Below are 19,830 nucleotides of genomic sequence, written 5' to 3'. Positions count from 1 at the left end.
TTTTTCTAAGCTGCTTTTCAAAATACAGTATCAAATTGACGGATACAATGGCAGCGCACCATTGCGGCTTTTTAGCTTTCACGGGACATTTCATCATTCATATTAAATCCAGACCACTTTGCAGAGGGAGGCTATCCTTTGGTATTCTTCCTCTCTTAGAGGTTAACTAAAACCTAAAAACCAAGAAACAGACAGCCCACAAAACCACAAACCATAGAAAAACTCAATTAAAAAAAGCCCTTTCCGCAAAAGTTTGGCGACCACGCAGAAAGAGCATTTACAGTCTTTAAACTTAATTAAAAACCTATTCAAAAATATGAAAAATATTTTTTGCAGGGCTTTCTTGTCCCTATTTTTAACCTTTCTGGCTTTCACCACGGGTTTAGCCCAGAATAAATCACTTACCATAGGAGAAGCGCTTCCAGAAAGTATATGGTCTACTCCCTTACAAATAGTCAATCATCCACAGAAAACCATGACCCTTAATCAGGATAAAGACAAGCTCATTCTTCTTGACTTTTGGAACACATGGTGCAGCAGCTGCTTGGCAAACTTTCCGAAAATGGAAGAACTCCAAAAACAATTTGGCGACAAAATAAAAATCATTCCAGTAAGCAACCAAGACCGTCCAACCCTAGAAAAATTCTTTGCCACTAAAAACGGTCAGCGCTATAAACAAGTGGTTTCAGTAGCAGGAGATAAAATTTTCCATCAGCTGTTCCCACATAGAGGCGTGCCCTATATCGCATGGATCAAAGACGGTAAACTACTCAATACTACCGATGGAGCTCAGGTCACAGAAAAAACCATAAAAGAACTATTAGGAGGGGAGAGCTCTTCTTTGCAAACCGTAGTGCAAAGAGGTAGAGAGAGGCCACTAATGCTCTCAGAAGATTTTGACCAAGAAAAAGGAATTTCCATGCTCTCTTATTCATTCTTAGCCAAAGGCAGAATAAGAGGAATGGGATTTGGCTCTGGCTTTCACCGCTCTGGGCAAACCGCCTATGGCAGACAGTTTACCAATTTATCGCTCTTAGAGATTTTTTCTGCCATTACAGATGAAATATTTCAGAAACAAAAACGTGCCTTTAATGAAAAACGAATAATCATAGAAGTCAAAGATCCAAAGCCCCTAGAAAATCCTAAAGATGAACAAGGAAACATCGTAGAAGCAAATCTCTACAGTTATGAATTCATTGTTCCTCTATCAGAAGCAGATTCATTATACCCTTTAATGCTAAAGAATCTGAGCCAGTTCACAGACTACAGCGCAGACATAGAAAAAAGAAAAGTAAAATGTTTGGTGCTGAAAAGAACCTCTACGCAGGATAAACTCAAAACCAAAAGCACTACCACACGCTTTTCATTTTCTGTATCCAAAACAGACCTGCAGAATACCTCTGTATATGCGTTGGTCAATAACCTAAATGCTTTGCCCTTTATTCCATATCCTATTGTAGACCAAACAGGGTACAAAACAAATATTGATTTGAAAATGGGAAAAATAGAGGATTTAAACGCACTCAGAAAAGAACTTTTACTCTATGATGTAGACTTGGTAGAAGAGGAACAGGAACTAGATATGCTCATCATCAAAGACAAGTAAACATAGTGGCCTCTATCTAGGTCATCTTTTTACAACAACAATGAAAATTCAAACCCAAACATTTTGATTATGAAAAAACTTTATGGCACCTTACTCTTGTGCTGTTCACTACAGATGATGGCACAAAACAGACTTTTAGGACAGGTGATAACAGAAGAAAATTCCCTTCCGCTAAAAGGAGCGGTTATCACCACAACCAAAACCAAAACAGCAGTGCTCACAGACCAAAACGGCCTTTTTGATTTCCAAATTTTGGAAAAAAAACTCACGCTAACGGTTTCCCATAGCGGGTACGAGACTCAAACTTTTGAACTGAGCCTACCACTCAAATCTCCCTTGAAAATAGTAATGACTTACAAGGTCAAAGAAATTCAGGAAGTCAACTTATCAACAGGTTATCAGAAGATTCCTAAAGAAAGAGCCACAGGTTCCTTTACCTTAGCCAATGAAAAACTTTTGAACCAACAAGTGAGCACTAACATTCTAGACCGCCTGCCCAATGTAGCGAGTGGGATGATTTTAGAACGAGGAAGCTCTGGAACTCCTAAGTTGATGGTGCGTGGGCTCAGTACCATCAAAGGGCCTACCGCTCCTTTAATCGTGGTAGATGATTTTCCGTATGAGGGAGACATCAGCAATATCAACCCCAACATGGTAGAAAGCATTACCGTACTGAAAGATGCAGCCGCAGCAAGCATCTGGGGAGCAAGAGCAGCCAACGGTGTAATCGTTATTACCACCAAAACTGGGAAATTCAAACAGCCCATAAAAATGGAATTCACAATGAATACCAGCTACAGCCCAAAACCTGATTTCGATTATCTTAAAACCATATCATCTGCAGACTTTATTGAAGTAGAAAGAGAACTATTCAATAGAGGATTTTACAACAGTGATATCAATTCCTCTTCGCATCCGGTTTTATCCCCCGTAGTCAATCTATTAAACAAAGCAAGAAACGGACTCATTTCTTCAGAAGAAGCCAACTTTCAGTTGGAGCAACTTAAGAATATCAATGCGAAAGAACAGTTCAGTAGATACATGTATATGCCCTCAGAAAAAAGACAATATTATCTAGGGCTCACAGGTGGTGCACCAGACTTCTCATGGACTTCCTCATTCGGGTATGATGATAATTCGGGTAACCTTGGCGAGAAATACAACAGAACCAATCTCCGTTTCCAAAATGTCTGGAAGCCACTTAAGAAACTTCAAATATCAAGCGGAATATACTACACAGAAAGTGCTACACAGAACGGTAGAACCGCTTATGGAGCAGTCATAATGGGCAGAAATGCCTTTGTTCCTTATATGCAATTGGCAGATGATTACGGGAATCCCTTAGTAGTAGTGAAAGACTATGACCAAAACTACAAAGAAAGCTTCGGAGCAGGTAAACTCCTCGACTGGAATTACTATCCTCTAACCGATTGGAAATTTAACCAAATAAAAACAAAAGTTTCTGAAGTGATGATTAACACCAGTGTTAATTATAAAATTGTAAAAGGACTAGAAGCAGATATTAAATACCAGTATCAACGTCAGAATGACAACTCCACCAATCTTCATACCGCAGAAAGTTACTATGCACGCAATTATATCAATAGATTTGCACAGCTGGAGACCAATGGTAATGTTACTTTCATAGTTCCAAAAGGTGGGATAATAGACATTTCAAATGGGGTAACGGTCATCAATAATCTCAGAGGGCAACTGAGCTACTCGGGTAAATGGGATAAGCATCAGCTCTCCACAATCGCAGGGGCAGAAAGTCGTGATGCCGTAAGAACATATAGCGCTAACCGCGCCTACGGATATGATGAAAACAGAATGTTTTCAACAGGGATAGACTATACCCACCAATATCCTTTACTTCCGAGCGGGGGAACAGAATTTATACAGAGACTGCAATCTCAGGGGAAACGAACCACTCGTTTTGTCTCTCTTTTTGCCAATGCTGCTTATACCTTTAATAGCAAATATACCCTTTCAGGAAGTATCAGAAGAGATGCTAGCAACCTTTTCGGACTTACCACCAATAACCAATGGAATCCCTTCTGGTCGGTAGGGGGACTGTGGGAAATCTCCAAAGAGAATTTTTATAAAATAGAGGGGCTCCCAAATCTAAAACTTAGGGGTTCTTATGGATTCAACGGAAATATAGACCCTTCTATGGTAGCAGTAAGTACCATTGCGTATGATATAGACAATTCTAGATACACAGGAACATCTACCGCAAGGTTTGATAATTATTACAACCCTCAGCTCCGTTGGGAAACCTCTAGAATGATCAATCTAGCCTTGGATTTTTCTTCCCGAAATAATAGAATTTCTGGTACTATCGAATACTTTACCAAAAAAGGAAGCAATCTCTTTGGCAATGCACAGATGGATTATACTACAGGTATAGGCTACATGCTTTCAAATGTTGCAGAAATGAAAGGAAATGGTTTAGATATATCACTTAATACGCTCAACATAGATAAAACGGTAAAGTGGAATACCATAGTGAACTTCAGTACCTATCACGACAAGGTAACTCAATATTACTTAGCAGATGCTTTAGCAAGTCAGTTTATAGGCAACGGAAGCGCTGTTCCCATTGGTGGGGTAGTAGGTAAACCCGTCTATTCTATATTTGCCTATAAATGGGCAGGTCTAGACCCTAATACTGGGGACCCCATGGGGATTATAAATGGAACAGTGAGCAAAGATTATGCTTTATTAGTAGGAGCAGGAACTAAAGTAAATGACTTGCAATACTTTGGTTCAGCAATTCCCACTGTATATGGTTCTTTCATCAATTCATGGAACTACAAAAAATTGAGTCTAGATATAGGATTGAGTTATAAACTCGGCTATTACTTCAGAAGAAGTTCTATAAACTATACTCGTTTATACACCAGTTGGTTAGGACACAGCGATTTTGCCTACAGATGGCAAAAGCCAGGAGATGAAACTTTTACCAACGTTCCTTCTAATACCTTTTTGAGCAATTCCAATAGAGATGCTTTTTACAATGGCTCAAGTGTGCTTGTAGAAAAAGCAGACCATATCCGCCTGCAATATATAAACTTCAATTATCAGGTAGACCAAGGCTCAGGAAAATCAAAAGTGTTTGAAAATCTGAATATATTCATGAATATTAGCAACCTAGGAATACTCTGGAAAGCCAATAAAAGTGGTATAGACCCAGATTTTAATTTCGAGAGCTCTGGACTAAAATCTCCTCCAGTATATTCCATTGGGCTACGTGCCAATTTCTAATCGTATAATTTCACAACTAAAAAATATAAAATGAAACAATCAATAATAAAATTAACAAAGCTTTTGTTAGCAGTAATGTTGTTAACGGGTTGTAACCGTTTTTTGGAGGAAAAGTCAGACTCCAATCTAGCTGTTCCCATGACCTTAGAAGACAATCAGGCATTATTAGACCGTTTGACGGATGTGCTGTCCAATTTTGCTTCTAGCGGAATGGCATCCAGTGACGAAATGTATTTATCAGATGCGGATTTTAACGCCATGGAATATCAAGAAGATAAAAGACTCTACACTTGGCAAGAAGATAATGTTTCTACCAATCAGGGAGTAGGGAATGATTGGGCTTATGCCTACAGTGGTATCTATATTTCAAATGCTGTACTGAATAATTTAGAAACCTATGCTATTGCGGGTGCGGAGAATGTGAGAGGTCAGGCTTTAGTATTAAGAGCAATTCGTTATCTCGACGCGGCTCAAATTTGGTGTCTTGCTTATAATAAAACCACAGCAGACAAAGACTTAGGTTTGCCCCTTCGCCTTAATCCTGATATGAACATCCCCTCCGTCAGATCTTCGGTAAAGCAGACCTATGATCAAATTTTAAAAGACCTGCACGAAGCAGTAAAGCTTCTTCCCGTAAAACAAGTGGCGGCTACCAGACCTTCAAAAATTACAGCACTAGGGTTTTTGGCAAGAACCTACCTCTTCATGGGAGATGATGAGAAGGCTTTATCCTATAGTTTAGAGGCGTTAAGTTTACAAAACTCGTTATTAAATTTTAATAACCTTAATGTTTCAGCATCTTACCCTATAGAGAACATGAATGTAGAAGTATTGCTCAGAGCTACCATGCGCATCTCTGGGCCCGTTCGCTTTGCAGTGGCAAAAGTACCCGTAAGCATTTACCAGTCCTACCATGTCAATGACCTCAGAAAAGCTGTCTTTTTTAGATTAAGCTCAAACGGTGAAGTAACCTTCAAAGGAAATTATACGGGGGGGTCTGCAGGAAAATTAACTGCTATAACTACAGATGAGTTATACCTTATTGCTGCAGAAGCCTATGCCAAAACCAATGATGTTGCTAATGCAATGAAGATGCTCAATAGCCTGCTCATTACAAGATGGAAAACAGGAACTTTTGTTCCTTTTACCTCTACCACAAAAGAAGCAGCTTTGCAAATAATAAAAGAAGAAAGAAAAAAAGAACTTTTGTTTCGTGGTCTCCGTTGGGCGGATATCAAAAGATATAATAGAGATGGAGACCAAATAACCCTCACCAGAACCGTAAATGGACAAACCTATACATTGCCTCCTAATGACCCTCGCTATGCCATCGCGATTCCCGAGGATATCATTGCCCTAACAGGAATGCCTCAGAACCCGAGATAAGAGATTGATGTAAACATGGAAAAAGAGAAAATTTAAAAACAAAATATAAAAGAAAAAATGGCTGGTCGTAGACCAGCCATCCTTGATGCATCAAAAAAGATTTCACCGAATAAAATCCTATGGTTTACGGTTCGGACTCATAGAGAGCACCTGTGAATTGGTCTTGCCAGACAAGACGTCATTCAAGGTCTGTCCATCAGGGACCACAATACTACATGGTCTTTCTCCTTCTTCTTCACATGCCGAAGCATTCGTGGTTTGCCAATGAGAGGGTTCAGCAAAAGCTCCTGCCGAAATATCATTGCTGTTATAAAAATAAGTAATAGAAGCATTGTCCTCTTTCCACAAACTAAAAGACATGAGGATGAGGGCAAATAAAACGGTTACAATACCTATAACATTGTTTTTTAAAAATGATGGTATGTTCATGATACTGGTCTTTTTATACATCAAAAAAGATTCCCTTAAAAACTTTAGAGACCTGTCTAAGAATTAGTATTCTCAAACAAATGGTTGTTAATAAATACATTTAAATTCTCGGATGATTAAACCGCTTTCGACGGTCTAATTTTAAGGTTAAACAAAAAAACTAACGTTCAGTCGAGTCTTCCACAGTTAACTATGGTTTCTATCTCCATCAACAGGCCTGTTGTATTTTTTATTAGAGACTAAAGCAAGAAAAGCAAGAACAGCACATCCTATATTGAAATAAAAATGCTGAGTCCAAGTCATTTTTTCTAAAATTCCACCACAAGAACAAGGAAGATTTTCAGAGGTGACGAGCATTATGCCAATATATACTGTGAAAATGAGCATTAAGATAAAACTTCCTAAAAGTCCTATATTTTGAGTTTTCTGATAACATAACAATCCTACCAAAAAAAGTTCAACTGCAATAATAAAAAGTGGTAGGAGTTCTGAAAATGGACTTAATAATGGTGAATCTTTCATCTGAATCTGAAATTTTTCAAAATCCATTATTTTACTGATTGCTGCATAGCAGAACAACAATATAAAAAAATAGCTAATGAAGGCTTTGAAATTTGCTTTTATGTGATGCATCGCTTTATTATCCTTTTCTAATTAAAATCCATTTTACACTCTTTCCACAATATGCAGGCATAGTTTCTCCTTTTGAGATGTAAACAACTGTACTAATTGTGCCCTCAACTTCCCATTCTCCACTAACAGTACATTTCTTTCCAGTGACTAGAACTACTTTTTGCTTTTCCATTCCATTTGCTTTTAAAGTTTAAATAAGATTACTTTAAATTATAAGATGGTATCCTTTATAATTCTCCAATGCTGTTTGTCTCTTTTAGGTTCATCATCCTTAGTGTCTGTTTCGCTTGTTGCGGTAGCATTGGTCTCTTCAATTTTAACAGTTTTTTTATGGCTCAAAGTTTTCATATTTTGATTCCTTTGTTGAGTAATTTTTACATCAGAATCGGATCTTTCACATGACTGCATAAGGAATGCAGATGCTATACTTAAAAGTGAGATATACTTTTTCATAATTTTTAATTAAGGGTTTTAAAAAGTTATCCCGGCCGGATTTTATTAGAATTCTTATGGCTAAATTATAGGGGTTTGAGGACTGAAAAAAACTTTATTGGGACTGATGTATCAATTCATTGGGAATAATTGATACATTAATCCTATTAAAAAAAACTACTACAGCATTGAAAATCAATTGGTAGTGTAAAGGATTGCATGTAAATGCTAAAAGAAATAATTTAATTGATGATTTTTATTAAATTTGAGCTTATTTTTAAATTATGTTCCGTAATAATAAATTATTATTGATTATTTTTAATTTGATTTTGTTCTCGGTACAAGGTCAGGAACGACAGGGGAAATATTACAAAGAATCTTACAAAAAAATTTATGGCTTATTTGAGTCTTATCCAGAAAATGATGATAGGGCAATGGTTTTTGTTAATAGATATATTCATAAAGCAAAGAGTGAACAAAATTTAAAAAAATTGATTGAGGGGTATGAGGAAGCAATTTATTATACAAAAAATATTGACCGGAAATTATCTTTTGCAGACAGTTGTATTGTCACTGCTATAAAGTACAATGATAAAGACCAGATTTCCAGAGCTTATCTTGGAAAAGGAATTATTTACTATTATAACCGAAGGCAGTATAAACCAGCTTTGGTTCAATATCTCAAAGCATATAAATTTTCAGAAGATTCAAAAGATGAGTATCTGAAAAATAAAATAACTTATCATTTAGGGATGGTTAAAAGCTATTTGGGGTATTACGAGGAAGCATCCAAACATTTTGAAAATACTGCTCATTATTTTGAGAGCAAAATATCAGAAAACTCTCATCCGAATCTTAAACTCAATAATGAATCTGGATATTTCAATAGTATTTATCGCTTAAGTACCTGTTATAGAAATTTGCGTTTATTTCGTAAAGAAGACTCCCTGATTACTATCGGGCTGGAAAGACTAAAAGATACAAATGAGTTTTCCATAGAGTATGGTTATTTTCATAAAGGTAAAGGCATTCAACTCTTAAGAGAAGGAAGATCAGGAGAGGCATTAGAGCATTTTATACTTGCAAAGGATATTTTAAGTCATAATCAGGATGATGCATCATTGAATACGGTGTATTTCTATTTGGGGAAGTTGTACTGGCAGAGAGAAAATAGAACAGAATCATTAAAGTATCTAAATAAAACAGATTCATTGGTTCGTAAATTTTGGTTTATTACTCCTGAGATAAGAGAAAGTTATGAATATCTAATTAAGGATGCAAAACAGAGCCAAAATAAAGAAAAACAACTCTACTATACCAATCAACTGTTAAAAGCAGATTCTATCATTAATGCTGATTTTGCTTTGCTATCGTCAAAAATTCACCGGGAATATGACACGAGTACATTACTGAAAGAGAAGAAGCAATTGGAAAGTCAACATAAGAACGGTCTTTTGTTTTTATATTTTTCAATGGCCAGTGCCTTTTTATTACTAAGTTTTTCAATTTGGAAATTCAGAAATTCTAGAAAGAGAGAAAATGAAATTACTTCCAAGTATCGAGAATTACTCAAAAAATTGAATAACCCTGAGAAAAATGATACTTTTAAAGATGCATCTATTGTTTCTTTAAAAGAGAAAAACTTATACAGTCAAGAAATTATTGATGATGTCAAGGCTAAGCTGGAACTTTTTGAAAAGGAAAAACTGTTTTTAAAGAAAAACCTAACGCTTTCAACCGTTGCTAAAATGATTGGAAGTAACCGGACTCATTTATCATATGTTCTCAATGAACATTATCAGATGACATTTACAATGTATTTAAAAATTTTACGCATTAAATACATTACCAACCTACTATTGGAAAACAACAAATACCTTAATTATTCCATTGATAGTCTGGCTGAAGAATGTGGAATGTCACACAGACAAATTTTTTCAAAACATTTTATGGAAATTACTGGTATGAGACCAGGTGATTTTATCAGGAAGAGAAAAGAGGAATTGAAAGAATTCTGAAATTTTACCAACAGCCAGGTTTTTACGTTAAAAATGATATTAACTAAAAATAGACGTATGAATCGAGAAAATTTCAGAAAAAAAGTAGATCAACTATGGAAGGAACTTACCTCATCGATAGATCAAATCAACAGAAGTGATAATGATATTGTCATTCGCGCGGAAGAAATTCTAATGGAAACAGATCTTACCATTAGAAAGCTAAAGGACTTATTAAAACAATATAAGTTTCTGGATTGGAGTGATGAGATTTTTTTTTTCAAAAAAACAAAACCACAATTCGTGGCAATTTATATTTACTATTCTAAGGTTTTGGCAATTGAAGCTTCCAAGCCTTATGCTGATGCTCATGCATTAAAAGCATATTATGAAAACGAAAGAGGAAATCTTCTCTATTTTTATAACGAACAAAAAGAATTTATTAGCTACTATCGTAGGAAGTCAACCTACCTTGATAAAAAATATTTTATTCGTTTCAAATTTGATTTCAAACTGAAACTCAGCCCTGAACTGTATAGTTATGATGAAGGTTTTTCAACATCTCATGACCATATTGTTTCTCAAATTCTTGCAAATGACCTTTTAGACCAATACTTAACCGATAAAATTGATTCAAAAGAAGTTAGGAAAAACTCAATCACTCAAATGCAGAATATGGAATGGACAGCACCAAAAGTCGCCTTGATTGAATTATTATATTCGCTTCATCAGACGAAATGTTTTAACGCTGGTCATGCTGACCTTGCTGAAATCTTTCGTTGGGCTGAAAATTCTTTACATATCAGTTTAGGTAATTATCATAAGACTTTAAGTGAAATTCGACTTAGAAAAACTGACAGAACTAAGTTTTTGTCATTGCTCACCCAAAATATGGATCAATATCTGAATGATTTGGATGAATAATAAATATACCTAGTCTTTAAGAGTATAAAAACGAATTATTTTGCAATGATGTAATCAAATTCATTACAGACTCTTCCAATTTAGTACTAAACTGTGTCCTATTAGTTAAAATTTAATTATTGGGTTAATGATTAATTCCTTTTGATAGGATGTACAGTGAAATCTTTCGGTAGTAACGAAAAACTACCGAAGGATTTTTTTTTGGATTTTGAAACTTTGTCAAATAAAACAAATTTTCAATTATGTCAATATCAATTATTACAAAAGAGGATCTTCAGCAATTTAAAACTGAACTCCTAGAAGGAATTGAACAATTAATAAAACAAAAGACAACTGAGCAAAAGTTGTGGTTACGAACTTCAGAAGTCAAGTCACTTCTGAATATATCTTCTGGGACTTTGCAAAATTTAAGAATTAATGGGACTTTATCTTGTAGCAAGATAGGAGGTACATTATATTACAATTATAATGACATACAAAAGCTATTAATGGAGCAAAAGCATTAATAATTAATTAGTAATGATGAAATATACAACAAATATAAATAGCTTTTTTGATTGTGTAATTCAGGATAATTGTTTGCTCCCCTCTCATATAAGCATGTATGTTTCTCTTATTCAATTATGGAGAATTAACGAATTTAGAACTCCTTTCCGTATTTGTCGAAAAGAGCTAATGAAATTAAGTAAAATCAAATCTTTTGCGACTTATCATAAATGTATTCGAGAATTGCATCACGCAGGTTATATCAATTACTGTCCGAATTATAATTCCTATAAAGGTAGCCTGATTGAAATTAGGGATTTGGGAAACAATAAAGTATTAGAAATACAATCAGTTCAAGAACAAAATTGCTTTTCAGAAATGAAAAATATCTTTTCTATTCCGAAATTTAACGAAGTTGAATTATACTTTAATGAAAGGGATTTGCCATCTTTTGAGGCAAATGAGTTTTACTCTTTCTATGAATCTCGCCAATGGAAACGAAGTGATAAAAAATTGATGAAGAATTGGAGGGCTGCAGCAAGGAATTGGATTTATAAAACAGAAGGCTCGCTCTGTGGAATGAAAGCTAGCTCAATTTAATAAAGAGTAAAATAATATTAAATGAAAAAGATAGATCCCAAAACTCCCATTTGGAAGCTTACTGTTGAAGAGTTTTTAGCAATTTCTAAAAATTTGAGCACAGAAAGTAAATATGAATATGGCCTCAAAGGCTTGGCAAAAATTCTTGGATGTTCTGTTTCAAAAGCATCTGAAATAAAATCTACTGGAATATTAGATAAAGCCATTATTCAAAATGGGAATATCATTATTATAGATAAAGAAAAGGCATTACAACTTTTTGCCAAAAAATAAGATGTATTATCTAGAATTAATACAACGTTTTTGGGAGTTTAATAAAACAACTAAAGTTAGTCCTACAGAGATTTCTTTGTATTTCTATTTGCTGAAAATTGGATACGATAATGATCGTTATGATTTTAAAATTTCTGATGTTAAATTGGGAAAAGATTTAGGACTTACCCGAAAAACGATAAAATCAACAAAAGAGAAACTCAAACAATTAGGCTTAATCTTGTTTCAATGTAAAAATGGAGTTCCTTGTCATTACCGTTTGTTGCTAAATTATTCCTTTAAAATTGATGCTGAAAAGTCAATCAAAATAGAAGAAAGCACTAATGTTGAAAAACCTCGAAAATCAAAAAATTCAATAATTTATCCTGAAATATTTCTTTCTACTCCAAATACACTTCAAGTATTACAAGAAATTGAAATTAATAATGATGGAAAGATTTTTCCAGAATTATCCCAAAATCAAAAATTTGAGCTGAAATATATACAAAAGTATGAACGGGAAGAAGAACAGGAGCAGGAACTACAAAACCTTAAAAATAGAAAAATTCCTTCTTTGGATGAATTTATGGAATATGCAAGATCATTGGAGTGCTACGAGCGCGAATTGGATTTAAGTATTAGTGAAAAATACGAAACTTGGAACAATAACGGTTGGAAAAACACCTCTAATCGTCCTATTAGTAATTGGAAATCTACATTAAAAAGTACTTTGCCTTATCTTAAAAATTCGAATGTAGAAAATACTTCTTTGTTGCAAAATATACCAAATATAAAACGTCCAGAATCTTAAAGAATTAATTGTTAAAACAAATTTCAAAAAAATATAAACTTCAAAATATAAGAGATAAACTTCAAAAAACTAATCTATAAACAATAAAAACAAAACAATGAAAATATCTGATTTAAAACCTGGGCAAAAAGTAAGCATCAATGGAATGTTGGCAGAATACAAAGGCATCCAAAAAGTAAGATTATCGAATTTCGGGAAAGTCGAAAAAAGAGTTTTTCAATGTGAAGGGATAAATATTTATAAATATTACAGTCTAAACGAAGGTTCTAAAACCCTGAAAAGTGAAAAAATAAGACTGTTATAAAAATCTGTCAAATCTGAATATTATTCTAATCAATTTAATTTCTCCAAAAGACTGAACGAATTATGGCGGTTTCGGAAAAAGATTTACGGCTTATCCGTAAAGTATTTGAAAATAAAAAAGAAGTGATTTCCGATAGGATAAGATTGGGAAACCAATTTGTAGATGATTTTATTTTTGATGATTCTGAAGCTGCGGATATTCCAATTAATGCACTTCGTGTTATATTTAACATTATTTCCATTATTAGTAACGAACAGTTCCGACCGCAAGACCGACCAAAACAACTTTCTCTTTTCGATGAAGAATTTGAAACAGAAAACAACATTTTTGCTTCTATAAAAATTAAAAATAGCAGGATTTCTCCAAGCGGATCGACAAAACAAGTTATACAGGCTTATGAGTTTCTTGCAAAATTCAAAATGGGTTGGTATAAATCTGTGAATTCTAAAGGAAAAGAAATTAAAACTTTCGGCGGATTGATTTCTACACCCAGTTACGATAAAAGAGGTTATACAACTTTTCTAGTCAGTAGTTATTGGCTAAAAAAACTATTGGTAATTCCTGAATATAACTATGTTTTGTATAATTTGGTTTACAATGTACGTAACAACAAACATATTATATTTGCCATTTGGCTTTCAAAATTGCCTAAAAATGGAACGGTTTTGAAACTTTCTACTCTCAACAAAAAGTTTGGATTGAACTATAAAACAACTAAGGATTTTTGTTTCAAATTTTTAAAACCCGTAAGGATTAGTTTAAATACATTCAATACACTTTCGTTCAATTATACTTACCAAAAAGATTCAATTTTTATTATTCCTTTTTTATCTAATTTGTCTTTGAAGGACAATTTATCCATCAATATAAAAAATCCATTGGACTCAAGTGAAACAAATGCTGTCCCTGCTGAAAAAATTACCCGAAGATTAATCTATTTCAAGAAAAGATATGGTTTGGAAGAAAATCAAATCCTGCAGTTTTCTCATCAGTATAGAAACATTCCCCAAACCAGAGAATTAATAGAAAAAGCCTTCAGAGAGTTTATTAGAATTAACCGATTAAAAAGAATAAAATCAACAATATTTCAAGGAAAGAAATTTTTATATGAAATTCAAGAACTAATCATTCAAATCTATCAGTCTACAAAAATGGGAAAACTATTTCCGAATGGTTATCCAATAATTGTATGATTTCGGAATTGTACTCACTAATAATTCGGAATTGTACTCACTGATGTTAAAAATTATTAAAATATCAGATTTTTTAATCTAGAATTCGGAATGATACTCACTCAAACATTTAAAGCGTTTTAAAAATATCTAAAAACATCAAAAATCGCGAATAATTAAGAATATTAAAACAGAATTAAAAAATGAATTCGGAATCGCACTCACCATAATTAAGGAAGTTTTCGGAATGGTACTCACTCCTTTCTCTGAATTGCACTCACCAGAATTCGGAATTGCACTCACCAAAAAAAGAGCTCAAATCCCTTTCTAAAAGTCGATTCGGAGCTTCATTAAAAGTAATGTAAAATAATTAAAAAGTCTTTTTTTATTAAAAAGGAAAATGTGAATAAAAAATGTGCTCTAAAAAAGAAAAAATGAATTGTGAAGAAATAAAAGAAAAAATAAGTATAAGAATGGTTTTAGAATCGTTCAATTTATTTCCTGTAAAAGAAAATAGAAATACGGCGTTTTATTTTGCGCTCGACAGAGAAGAAAAAATTCCTAGTTTGTCGGTTGACTTTGCTAAAAATAAAGCGTTTGATTTTGGAACGGGAAAAAGTTATGATGTGATTTCAATTGTTCAACAAATGAATCTATGTTCAATTTCTGAAGCGCTGAGATATTTAGAAAAATTTGATTTTTCTAATTATAATAAACTTCAAAGTGAAGAAACATTACACGAAAAAAAATATAAAATTATCATGGTTCGTGAAATTCAACATCCTGCTTTAATTCAATATTTAAAATCTCGAAAAGTATATGAACAAAAAGATTTAGTGAAAGAAATTGAGTATGAATTGAATGGTAAAAAATATTTCGGAATTGGTTTTTTCAATAATTCAGGAGGAATTGAAATCCGAAATAAATATTCTAAAATATGTTTGGGTAAAAAGGATGTGACTTTAATAAAAAATGAGTTAAATATTTCTAATGAAATTCTGGTTTTTGAGGGTTTCTTCGATTATTTGACTTTTAGGAATTTAGAAAAAAAACAAAATATTAATTCAGATTATCTTATTCTCAATTCTACAGCAATGCTTTTTAAAGCAAAGGATGAATTGAAAAAGTATGAGAAGATATCACTATTTCTTGATAATGATTCCAATGGAAAATCGTTTAAAGAAAAACTTCAAAATCAATACAAAAATGTAGAAGATTGTTCGTGGATCTATCACAATTTTAAAGATTTGAATGAATGGTATTGTGGTAATAATTGTAAACGCATTTAAGATTTTATTTTGAATTTTAAAATCAGAGCTTAATAAAAAATTCCCTGCTTAATAGCAGGGAAAATCGGTTTTGATTGTTATTTTTTAGATTCTTCAACTGATAATTTACGGAAATCTTTAAATAATTTACTTAATTCTAAAGCAGCTTTTCTTGCTCTAGTACCTGCAGCTTTGTTTCCTTTATCAATTTGTTGTTCTGCTTCTTTAGAAAATGCTTCATATTCAGCATTAATCTTTTCAATTAGTTCTTTCATAATGTATAAATATTAAATGGGGTGCAAATATAGCGGTTTCTAAGTATTTGTATAGGGTTATTGAAAGAATGTTTTTCAGTATTTAATATCAAATTAAAATAGAAATTTATATTCAATTATATTTGAGATACAATTTTTAATGATTTTTTCATTTTTTTCATTGAAAGAAACTTTGCTGAGTATCTTCCCAACTTTTGTTAGTCTTTTTACTATTGCAAATTTAGGATAGCATTATTCACTCAAAAAAATCTTTTTGGGTTTCTATAAAAATTCTTTCTACAAGTTCCAATAATTTTTCAGACACTCCTAAATCCTTCGGACAAAAAGATTTCTAGCCCGATTCAAAACTTGTAAGTAATTACAGGAATTGAACCGGGTTTTGTGTGCCTAATACTTTCCTATGATCAATCGGCAAAGAAAAAGCCGGAACCTCAGTTGTACGAATCAATTCAAAAGCAGTCGCTCTTTAAAATCATTAGAAAAATTAAAAAACTATGAAGAATACCTTTTTCAAACTTTAGTAAAAAAAGAAAAACCGAGTGTCCTCGATACCTAATCAATTCACTCAAAAATGACAATCCATAACAGACAGAATTTAACAAATAAAATCAAAATATTATGAACACTATCGTAGGGAGAATTACCCAAAATGCAAAAATCAACACTTTGAAAAATGACAAAAAAGTCGTGAATTTCTCAATCGCTATTAATGATAGCTACAAAACCAAACAAGGCGAAAGAAAGGAGCAAACTACTTATTACAACTGCTCTTATTGGATAAATGCTAAAATAGGAAAATTTCTGACCAAAGGTACTTTGGTAGAATTATCAGGAAGAATAAGCAGTGGTGCATGGATAGGAAAAGACGGAGAAATAAAGTCTGGACTAAACTTCCATACTTCAAACATCAAATTGCATGGTGGAAAACAAAAATCTGAATTGAATAATGAACCTACAGCAAGTCCACAAAATAACAATAGCAATCCATTTTCAGATGAAACTGATGACGATTTGCCATTTTAATTATTTTCAAAATTATGGAAACACAATTTAATTTTCAATTAAGACACCGAAATGATAATAGAGAATGGGAGGATATAGATGTGTATTATAAAACCCATTGTGACAGAACGACTGCTATACGTTATGCGAGAATACTCTCTAAAATATTTCATTCTGAAGTCCGATTGACAGAGGGCAAAGAACCGCTAAAGACAAGTGGAACATACATTTATGAACAAAATGAAATTTTAAAAAAAAATAAAAATTATGGCAAACTGGTGTAGCAATGCGGTTGCTTTTGAGGGCAACGATACCGCTTTAGAACAAGTGAGATTAGAATTTTTAAAAATGAAACTCCGTGAAAATAAAGAAAGTTGTGGGCAACTTCCTGAGTTTATTTCAGATAAAAATAAAGGATATTTTTTTGATGTCTCGTTGGAAAATGGGGGTTGTAACTTCAATTACCAAACAAGATGGTCACCCAATACAGAAATTCTATTACTCATTGCCGAATATTATAAAGTGGATTTTATCTACTATTATGAAGAAATAGGCAATCAAATCTATGGCGTTACAGTCTATTCTAACAACGAACTCAAGGAAATTTGTTTAGAAGAGGAAGACTTTGAACAATATGATTATCAAGAAGAAACAGACACTTATTTTTTCGAGGAAGAAAAATATGAAAGTGATTATGAAATCTTAGAAATATTACTAAAAAGGAAAATTGAAAATTATGAAAATCATTGACATTAATGGGTGTACTATTGGAATTGCCGACCTCAATAAAGCAATTCAAATAACCAAACGATACAAACAATATGAACACGAAAACAATGGTTTTTCAGAATTAGACAAAAAGCTCAATCTATACTGGACGGATATATATGAAAAGCTACTTAAGATAAAATCTCAAAAAGAAAGAAAAACAAAAAAATAAAATTATGCAAACCAATTTTTTTAGACAACTCGCCAATATGAATCTTACAGGCGATTTACAAATAATACTAAGACCAACAAAAGAAAATCGTTTTGTCCTTTCCGTAATGCTCAATAACGAGCAATGCGGAGATGAAGCGAGAAAACTCATTCCGCCACTTCATCTTCGAGGAACAGCGGAAGAATTAGACAACGGATTTTTTGAAAGTATTTCTATACCACTACAAACCGCATCTGGATTAATGGTGGATATGGAAAATTTCATGAAACAACTTGAAGAAGCCAAAAAGAAATCTGCAATGGAAAAAGAAAAAACCGACAGAGAGAAAAAAGAAAAAGAAGTCAAAGAGAAGAAATATAAAGAAGCATTCCAAAAAGCCGAAGAATTGGAGAAAGAGTGTAGATACAAAGAAGCGTGGTCGTCTTTACCAAAGGTTTCTGAATATCCCGATTTTGCAGAAAATATCCGTAAAAAGCAAGACGAATATGAAAGGCACTTCGCTCCAAGTCTTTTTAATGAAAATCAATCCTAAAACTAACCTCTAAATACTAAAATATGTTACTCGCAACTCATTTAGAAAGAGTTTTTATACTCAAAGACAACGGACAGGAAATAAATTTGCCAGACCCCGAACCAAAATGGAGTGTGGAAGCTGTAATGAATTTTTACGCTAATACTTATCCAATTCTAACCACCGCCAAAGTTTCTGCACCACAAATTAAGGACGATAAAGTTCAATATAAATTTGAAAGTGTAATGGGAACAAAGGGATAAATTTTAAATGATGTTTTTTTTGTTGACAGAATTTATAACTAAAAGCCGACAATCATCAACCGAATAACTGACAACCTAAATGAAAATGAATGCAACGAAATATTATATCGGGAAAAGTAAAAATTCTCGAAAGACAAAAGCAAAAACAGCTACACCGACAATTAGAAGAATTTACAGAGTGGATGAAACAAAGCAAAAACGCTTCGGAAGTTCGGAAAGACAAACGGAAATCAGTTCCGATAAATCAACTTCCAATGGTTTTCTAAAATGTACTTTTTTTCCAAAATTAATGGAAAATGATGTTCATAAATTGGCTTCAGATGAACAAAATTTAATTCAAATTCAAAGGAAAAACGCCAAAACAGAAAGAGATTTTTATCAATCTCTTTCCCAATTGGCTAAACATTATGGTTTAAATCCAATGGAAACAAAGCATTTGGGCTATCCTTACAATATTGCAATAGCTATTGATGATATTCAAAAACAATTGAAAAATAAAGTCAAAGATTGGGAAGAAATTAGATTGATTGAAGAAAAAGGAAAAACCTATTTTACAAGCGAGGAACGATTCAATACTGGAGCAATTTTATATTATATTCCAATAGTTCCGCTGTACCGACTATCTAAAAATCCAAAACGGAAACAATCCGTACAACTTTTACAATCCGTATGTTCTTATTTGTATCATTTTGCTAACGTCCCTTATTATCGAAAAAAGGATAGTTACTTGTTTTGGATGTACGAAATGGTTGAAGAATGGCTCACTTCTGATGATGAAAACGAAGAAATCCCAATTTACTTGTCTGAAATTAAACAAGCGGAACAAATAGGAGATTTTATGGAGCAAAAGATTTACAATCATCATAATCTAACCCATTTTAAAGAACATTTAAAAAACTTTAAAGCCAAAGATAGTTTTGACAATGATTGTTTTATGTTGGCAAGGAAAATATTTTTTCTTTATGAGCAATATCCAAATGCTACTATTTATCAAAACTTGCTAACTAATACAGAAGAAAAGGAATATGAGAATGATTCCATCGTATCAATGGACAAATACGTTTCTTTTTGTGCCGATGATAAAGGCTTACTATTTGAAACGCTTTTTGAAACAGTAAACTCCGAGTTCCAGGAATGTACTATTATGGAAGAGCCTACACTCATTAAAAAATTTGATGGAAGTATTATCAAAAATAATAACCTCGACTTTGAAAATAGATTATTTCCCTTGATTGAAGAACTGATTTGCATTCTGAACAACTTTTAAATAAA

Annotated in this window: 24 protein-coding genes; 19 read left to right on the top strand and 5 right to left on the bottom strand. The window is 32.9% G+C overall.

Translation table 11 applies throughout. The features are described 5' to 3' along the window. Window positions 1-316: 316 nt before the first annotated feature. The 3 genes from N7277_RS11840 (at window position 317) to N7277_RS11830 (ending at window position 6,259) form a co-directional block, all read left to right on the top strand. Window positions 317-1,606 (top strand): TlpA family protein disulfide reductase, encoded by a 1,290-nt coding sequence (locus N7277_RS11840; RefSeq protein ID WP_274779734.1) that lies wholly within the window; start codon window positions 317-319, stop codon window positions 1,604-1,606. Between the two features lie 69 nt (window positions 1,607-1,675). Continuing rightward, window positions 1,676-4,873, top strand: coding sequence for a SusC/RagA family TonB-linked outer membrane protein (locus N7277_RS11835; protein ID WP_274779733.1), 3,198 nt, complete (start codon window positions 1,676-1,678; stop codon window positions 4,871-4,873). A 138-nt stretch (window positions 4,874-5,011) separates the two neighbouring features. Then, window positions 5,012-6,259, top strand: a complete 1,248-nt coding sequence (locus N7277_RS11830) for a RagB/SusD family nutrient uptake outer membrane protein (RefSeq protein ID WP_446715113.1) — start codon at window positions 5,012-5,014, stop codon at window positions 6,257-6,259. Between the two features lie 117 nt (window positions 6,260-6,376). On the opposite strand, the gene N7277_RS11825 is transcribed toward N7277_RS11830, so the two are convergent. From N7277_RS11825 to N7277_RS11810, 4 genes are all read right to left on the bottom strand, one after another. Beyond that, on the bottom strand, window positions 6,377-6,607 hold the full coding sequence (locus tag N7277_RS11825) for a hypothetical protein (RefSeq protein WP_274779732.1): 231 nt from the start codon (window positions 6,605-6,607) through the stop codon (window positions 6,377-6,379). Window positions 6,608-6,874: 267 nt separating this feature from the next. Further along, the gene (locus N7277_RS11820) at window positions 6,875-7,321 is read right to left on the bottom strand and encodes a MauE/DoxX family redox-associated membrane protein (protein WP_342455284.1); all 447 of its coding nucleotides are present in this window, start codon (window positions 7,319-7,321) and stop codon (window positions 6,875-6,877) included. A gap of 7 nt (window positions 7,322-7,328) precedes the next feature. After that, a complete protein-coding gene (locus N7277_RS11815) occupies window positions 7,329-7,493 on the bottom strand; it encodes a hypothetical protein (protein ID WP_165785785.1) in 165 nt (54 codons plus the stop codon). A 38-nt stretch (window positions 7,494-7,531) separates the two neighbouring features. After that, on the bottom strand, window positions 7,532-7,669 hold the full coding sequence (locus N7277_RS11810; protein ID WP_274779730.1) for a hypothetical protein: 138 nt from the start codon (window positions 7,667-7,669) through the stop codon (window positions 7,532-7,534). Between the two features lie 368 nt (window positions 7,670-8,037). Between N7277_RS11810 and N7277_RS11805 the strand changes: the two genes are divergently transcribed. From N7277_RS11805 to N7277_RS11765, 9 genes are all read left to right on the top strand, one after another. Continuing rightward, a complete protein-coding gene (locus tag N7277_RS11805; protein WP_274779729.1) occupies window positions 8,038-9,771 on the top strand; it encodes a helix-turn-helix domain-containing protein in 1,734 nt (577 codons plus the stop codon). A gap of 57 nt (window positions 9,772-9,828) precedes the next feature. Next, window positions 9,829-10,674: an RteC domain-containing protein gene (locus N7277_RS11800; RefSeq protein ID WP_274779728.1), complete on the top strand. Its 846-nt coding sequence runs from the start codon at window positions 9,829-9,831 to the stop codon at window positions 10,672-10,674. Window positions 10,675-10,916: 242 nt separating this feature from the next. Further along, window positions 10,917-11,180, top strand: coding sequence for a helix-turn-helix domain-containing protein (locus N7277_RS11795; protein WP_274779727.1), 264 nt, complete (start codon window positions 10,917-10,919; stop codon window positions 11,178-11,180). Between the two features lie 13 nt (window positions 11,181-11,193). Then, window positions 11,194-11,760: a hypothetical protein gene (locus N7277_RS11790; protein WP_274779726.1), complete on the top strand. Its 567-nt coding sequence runs from the start codon at window positions 11,194-11,196 to the stop codon at window positions 11,758-11,760. 21 nt (window positions 11,761-11,781) lie between these two features. After that, window positions 11,782-12,033 (top strand): DUF3853 family protein, encoded by a 252-nt coding sequence (locus N7277_RS11785; protein ID WP_104794530.1) that lies wholly within the window; start codon window positions 11,782-11,784, stop codon window positions 12,031-12,033. A 1-nt stretch (window position 12,034) separates the two neighbouring features. Then, window positions 12,035-12,823, top strand: a complete 789-nt coding sequence (locus N7277_RS11780) for a hypothetical protein (protein WP_274779725.1) — start codon at window positions 12,035-12,037, stop codon at window positions 12,821-12,823. A 97-nt stretch (window positions 12,824-12,920) separates the two neighbouring features. Then, window positions 12,921-13,127: a hypothetical protein gene (locus tag N7277_RS11775; protein ID WP_104794532.1), complete on the top strand. Its 207-nt coding sequence runs from the start codon at window positions 12,921-12,923 to the stop codon at window positions 13,125-13,127. A 62-nt stretch (window positions 13,128-13,189) separates the two neighbouring features. Then, window positions 13,190-14,320, top strand: a complete 1,131-nt coding sequence (locus N7277_RS11770; protein WP_274779724.1) for a hypothetical protein — start codon at window positions 13,190-13,192, stop codon at window positions 14,318-14,320. Window positions 14,321-14,733: 413 nt separating this feature from the next. After that, window positions 14,734-15,588, top strand: coding sequence for a toprim domain-containing protein (locus tag N7277_RS11765; protein ID WP_274779723.1), 855 nt, complete (start codon window positions 14,734-14,736; stop codon window positions 15,586-15,588). A gap of 77 nt (window positions 15,589-15,665) precedes the next feature. Here N7277_RS11765 and N7277_RS11760 read toward each other — a convergent pair whose 3' ends face one another. Further along, the gene (locus N7277_RS11760; protein WP_274779722.1) at window positions 15,666-15,842 is read right to left on the bottom strand and encodes a histone H1; all 177 of its coding nucleotides are present in this window, start codon (window positions 15,840-15,842) and stop codon (window positions 15,666-15,668) included. A gap of 618 nt (window positions 15,843-16,460) precedes the next feature. On the opposite strand from N7277_RS11760, the gene N7277_RS11755 reads away from it, so the two are divergent. The 7 genes from N7277_RS11755 to N7277_RS11725 all read left to right on the top strand — a co-directional run bounded on the left by N7277_RS11755 (window position 16,461) and on the right by N7277_RS11725 (window position 19,825). Then, window positions 16,461-16,865 (top strand): single-stranded DNA-binding protein, encoded by a 405-nt coding sequence (locus N7277_RS11755; RefSeq protein ID WP_274779721.1) that lies wholly within the window; start codon window positions 16,461-16,463, stop codon window positions 16,863-16,865. 14 nt (window positions 16,866-16,879) lie between these two features. After that, window positions 16,880-17,128, top strand: coding sequence for an addiction module toxin RelE (locus N7277_RS11750; RefSeq protein WP_274779720.1), 249 nt, complete (start codon window positions 16,880-16,882; stop codon window positions 17,126-17,128). Continuing rightward, window positions 17,112-17,594: a DUF1281 family ferredoxin-like fold protein gene (locus N7277_RS11745; RefSeq protein WP_274779719.1), complete on the top strand. Its 483-nt coding sequence runs from the start codon at window positions 17,112-17,114 to the stop codon at window positions 17,592-17,594. Before N7277_RS11750 ends, N7277_RS11745 begins: the two co-directional genes overlap by 17 nt. Continuing rightward, window positions 17,581-17,784 carry a hypothetical protein gene (locus N7277_RS11740; RefSeq protein ID WP_274779718.1) on the top strand — a complete coding sequence of 68 codons (204 nt, stop codon included), beginning with the start codon at window positions 17,581-17,583 and terminating at the stop codon, window positions 17,782-17,784. Before N7277_RS11745 ends, N7277_RS11740 begins: the two co-directional genes overlap by 14 nt. A gap of 4 nt (window positions 17,785-17,788) precedes the next feature. Further along, window positions 17,789-18,316, top strand: coding sequence for a PRTRC system protein E (locus N7277_RS11735; protein WP_274779717.1), 528 nt, complete (start codon window positions 17,789-17,791; stop codon window positions 18,314-18,316). Window positions 18,317-18,339: 23 nt separating this feature from the next. Further along, complete coding sequence (locus N7277_RS11730; RefSeq protein WP_274779716.1) at window positions 18,340-18,558, top strand: PRTRC system protein C; 219 nt, start codon at window positions 18,340-18,342, stop codon at window positions 18,556-18,558. Window positions 18,559-18,643: 85 nt separating this feature from the next. Then, a complete protein-coding gene (locus tag N7277_RS11725; RefSeq protein ID WP_274779715.1) occupies window positions 18,644-19,825 on the top strand; it encodes a hypothetical protein in 1,182 nt (393 codons plus the stop codon). Window positions 19,826-19,830 lie beyond the last annotated feature (5 nt).

The sequence above is a fragment of the Cloacibacterium sp. TD35 genome, from assembly GCF_028864635.1.
GTDB lineage: Bacteria > Bacteroidota > Bacteroidia > Flavobacteriales > Weeksellaceae > Cloacibacterium.
Note: the sequence above shows the minus strand (reverse complement) of the source record. Positions and strands in the feature narration are given on the sequence as shown.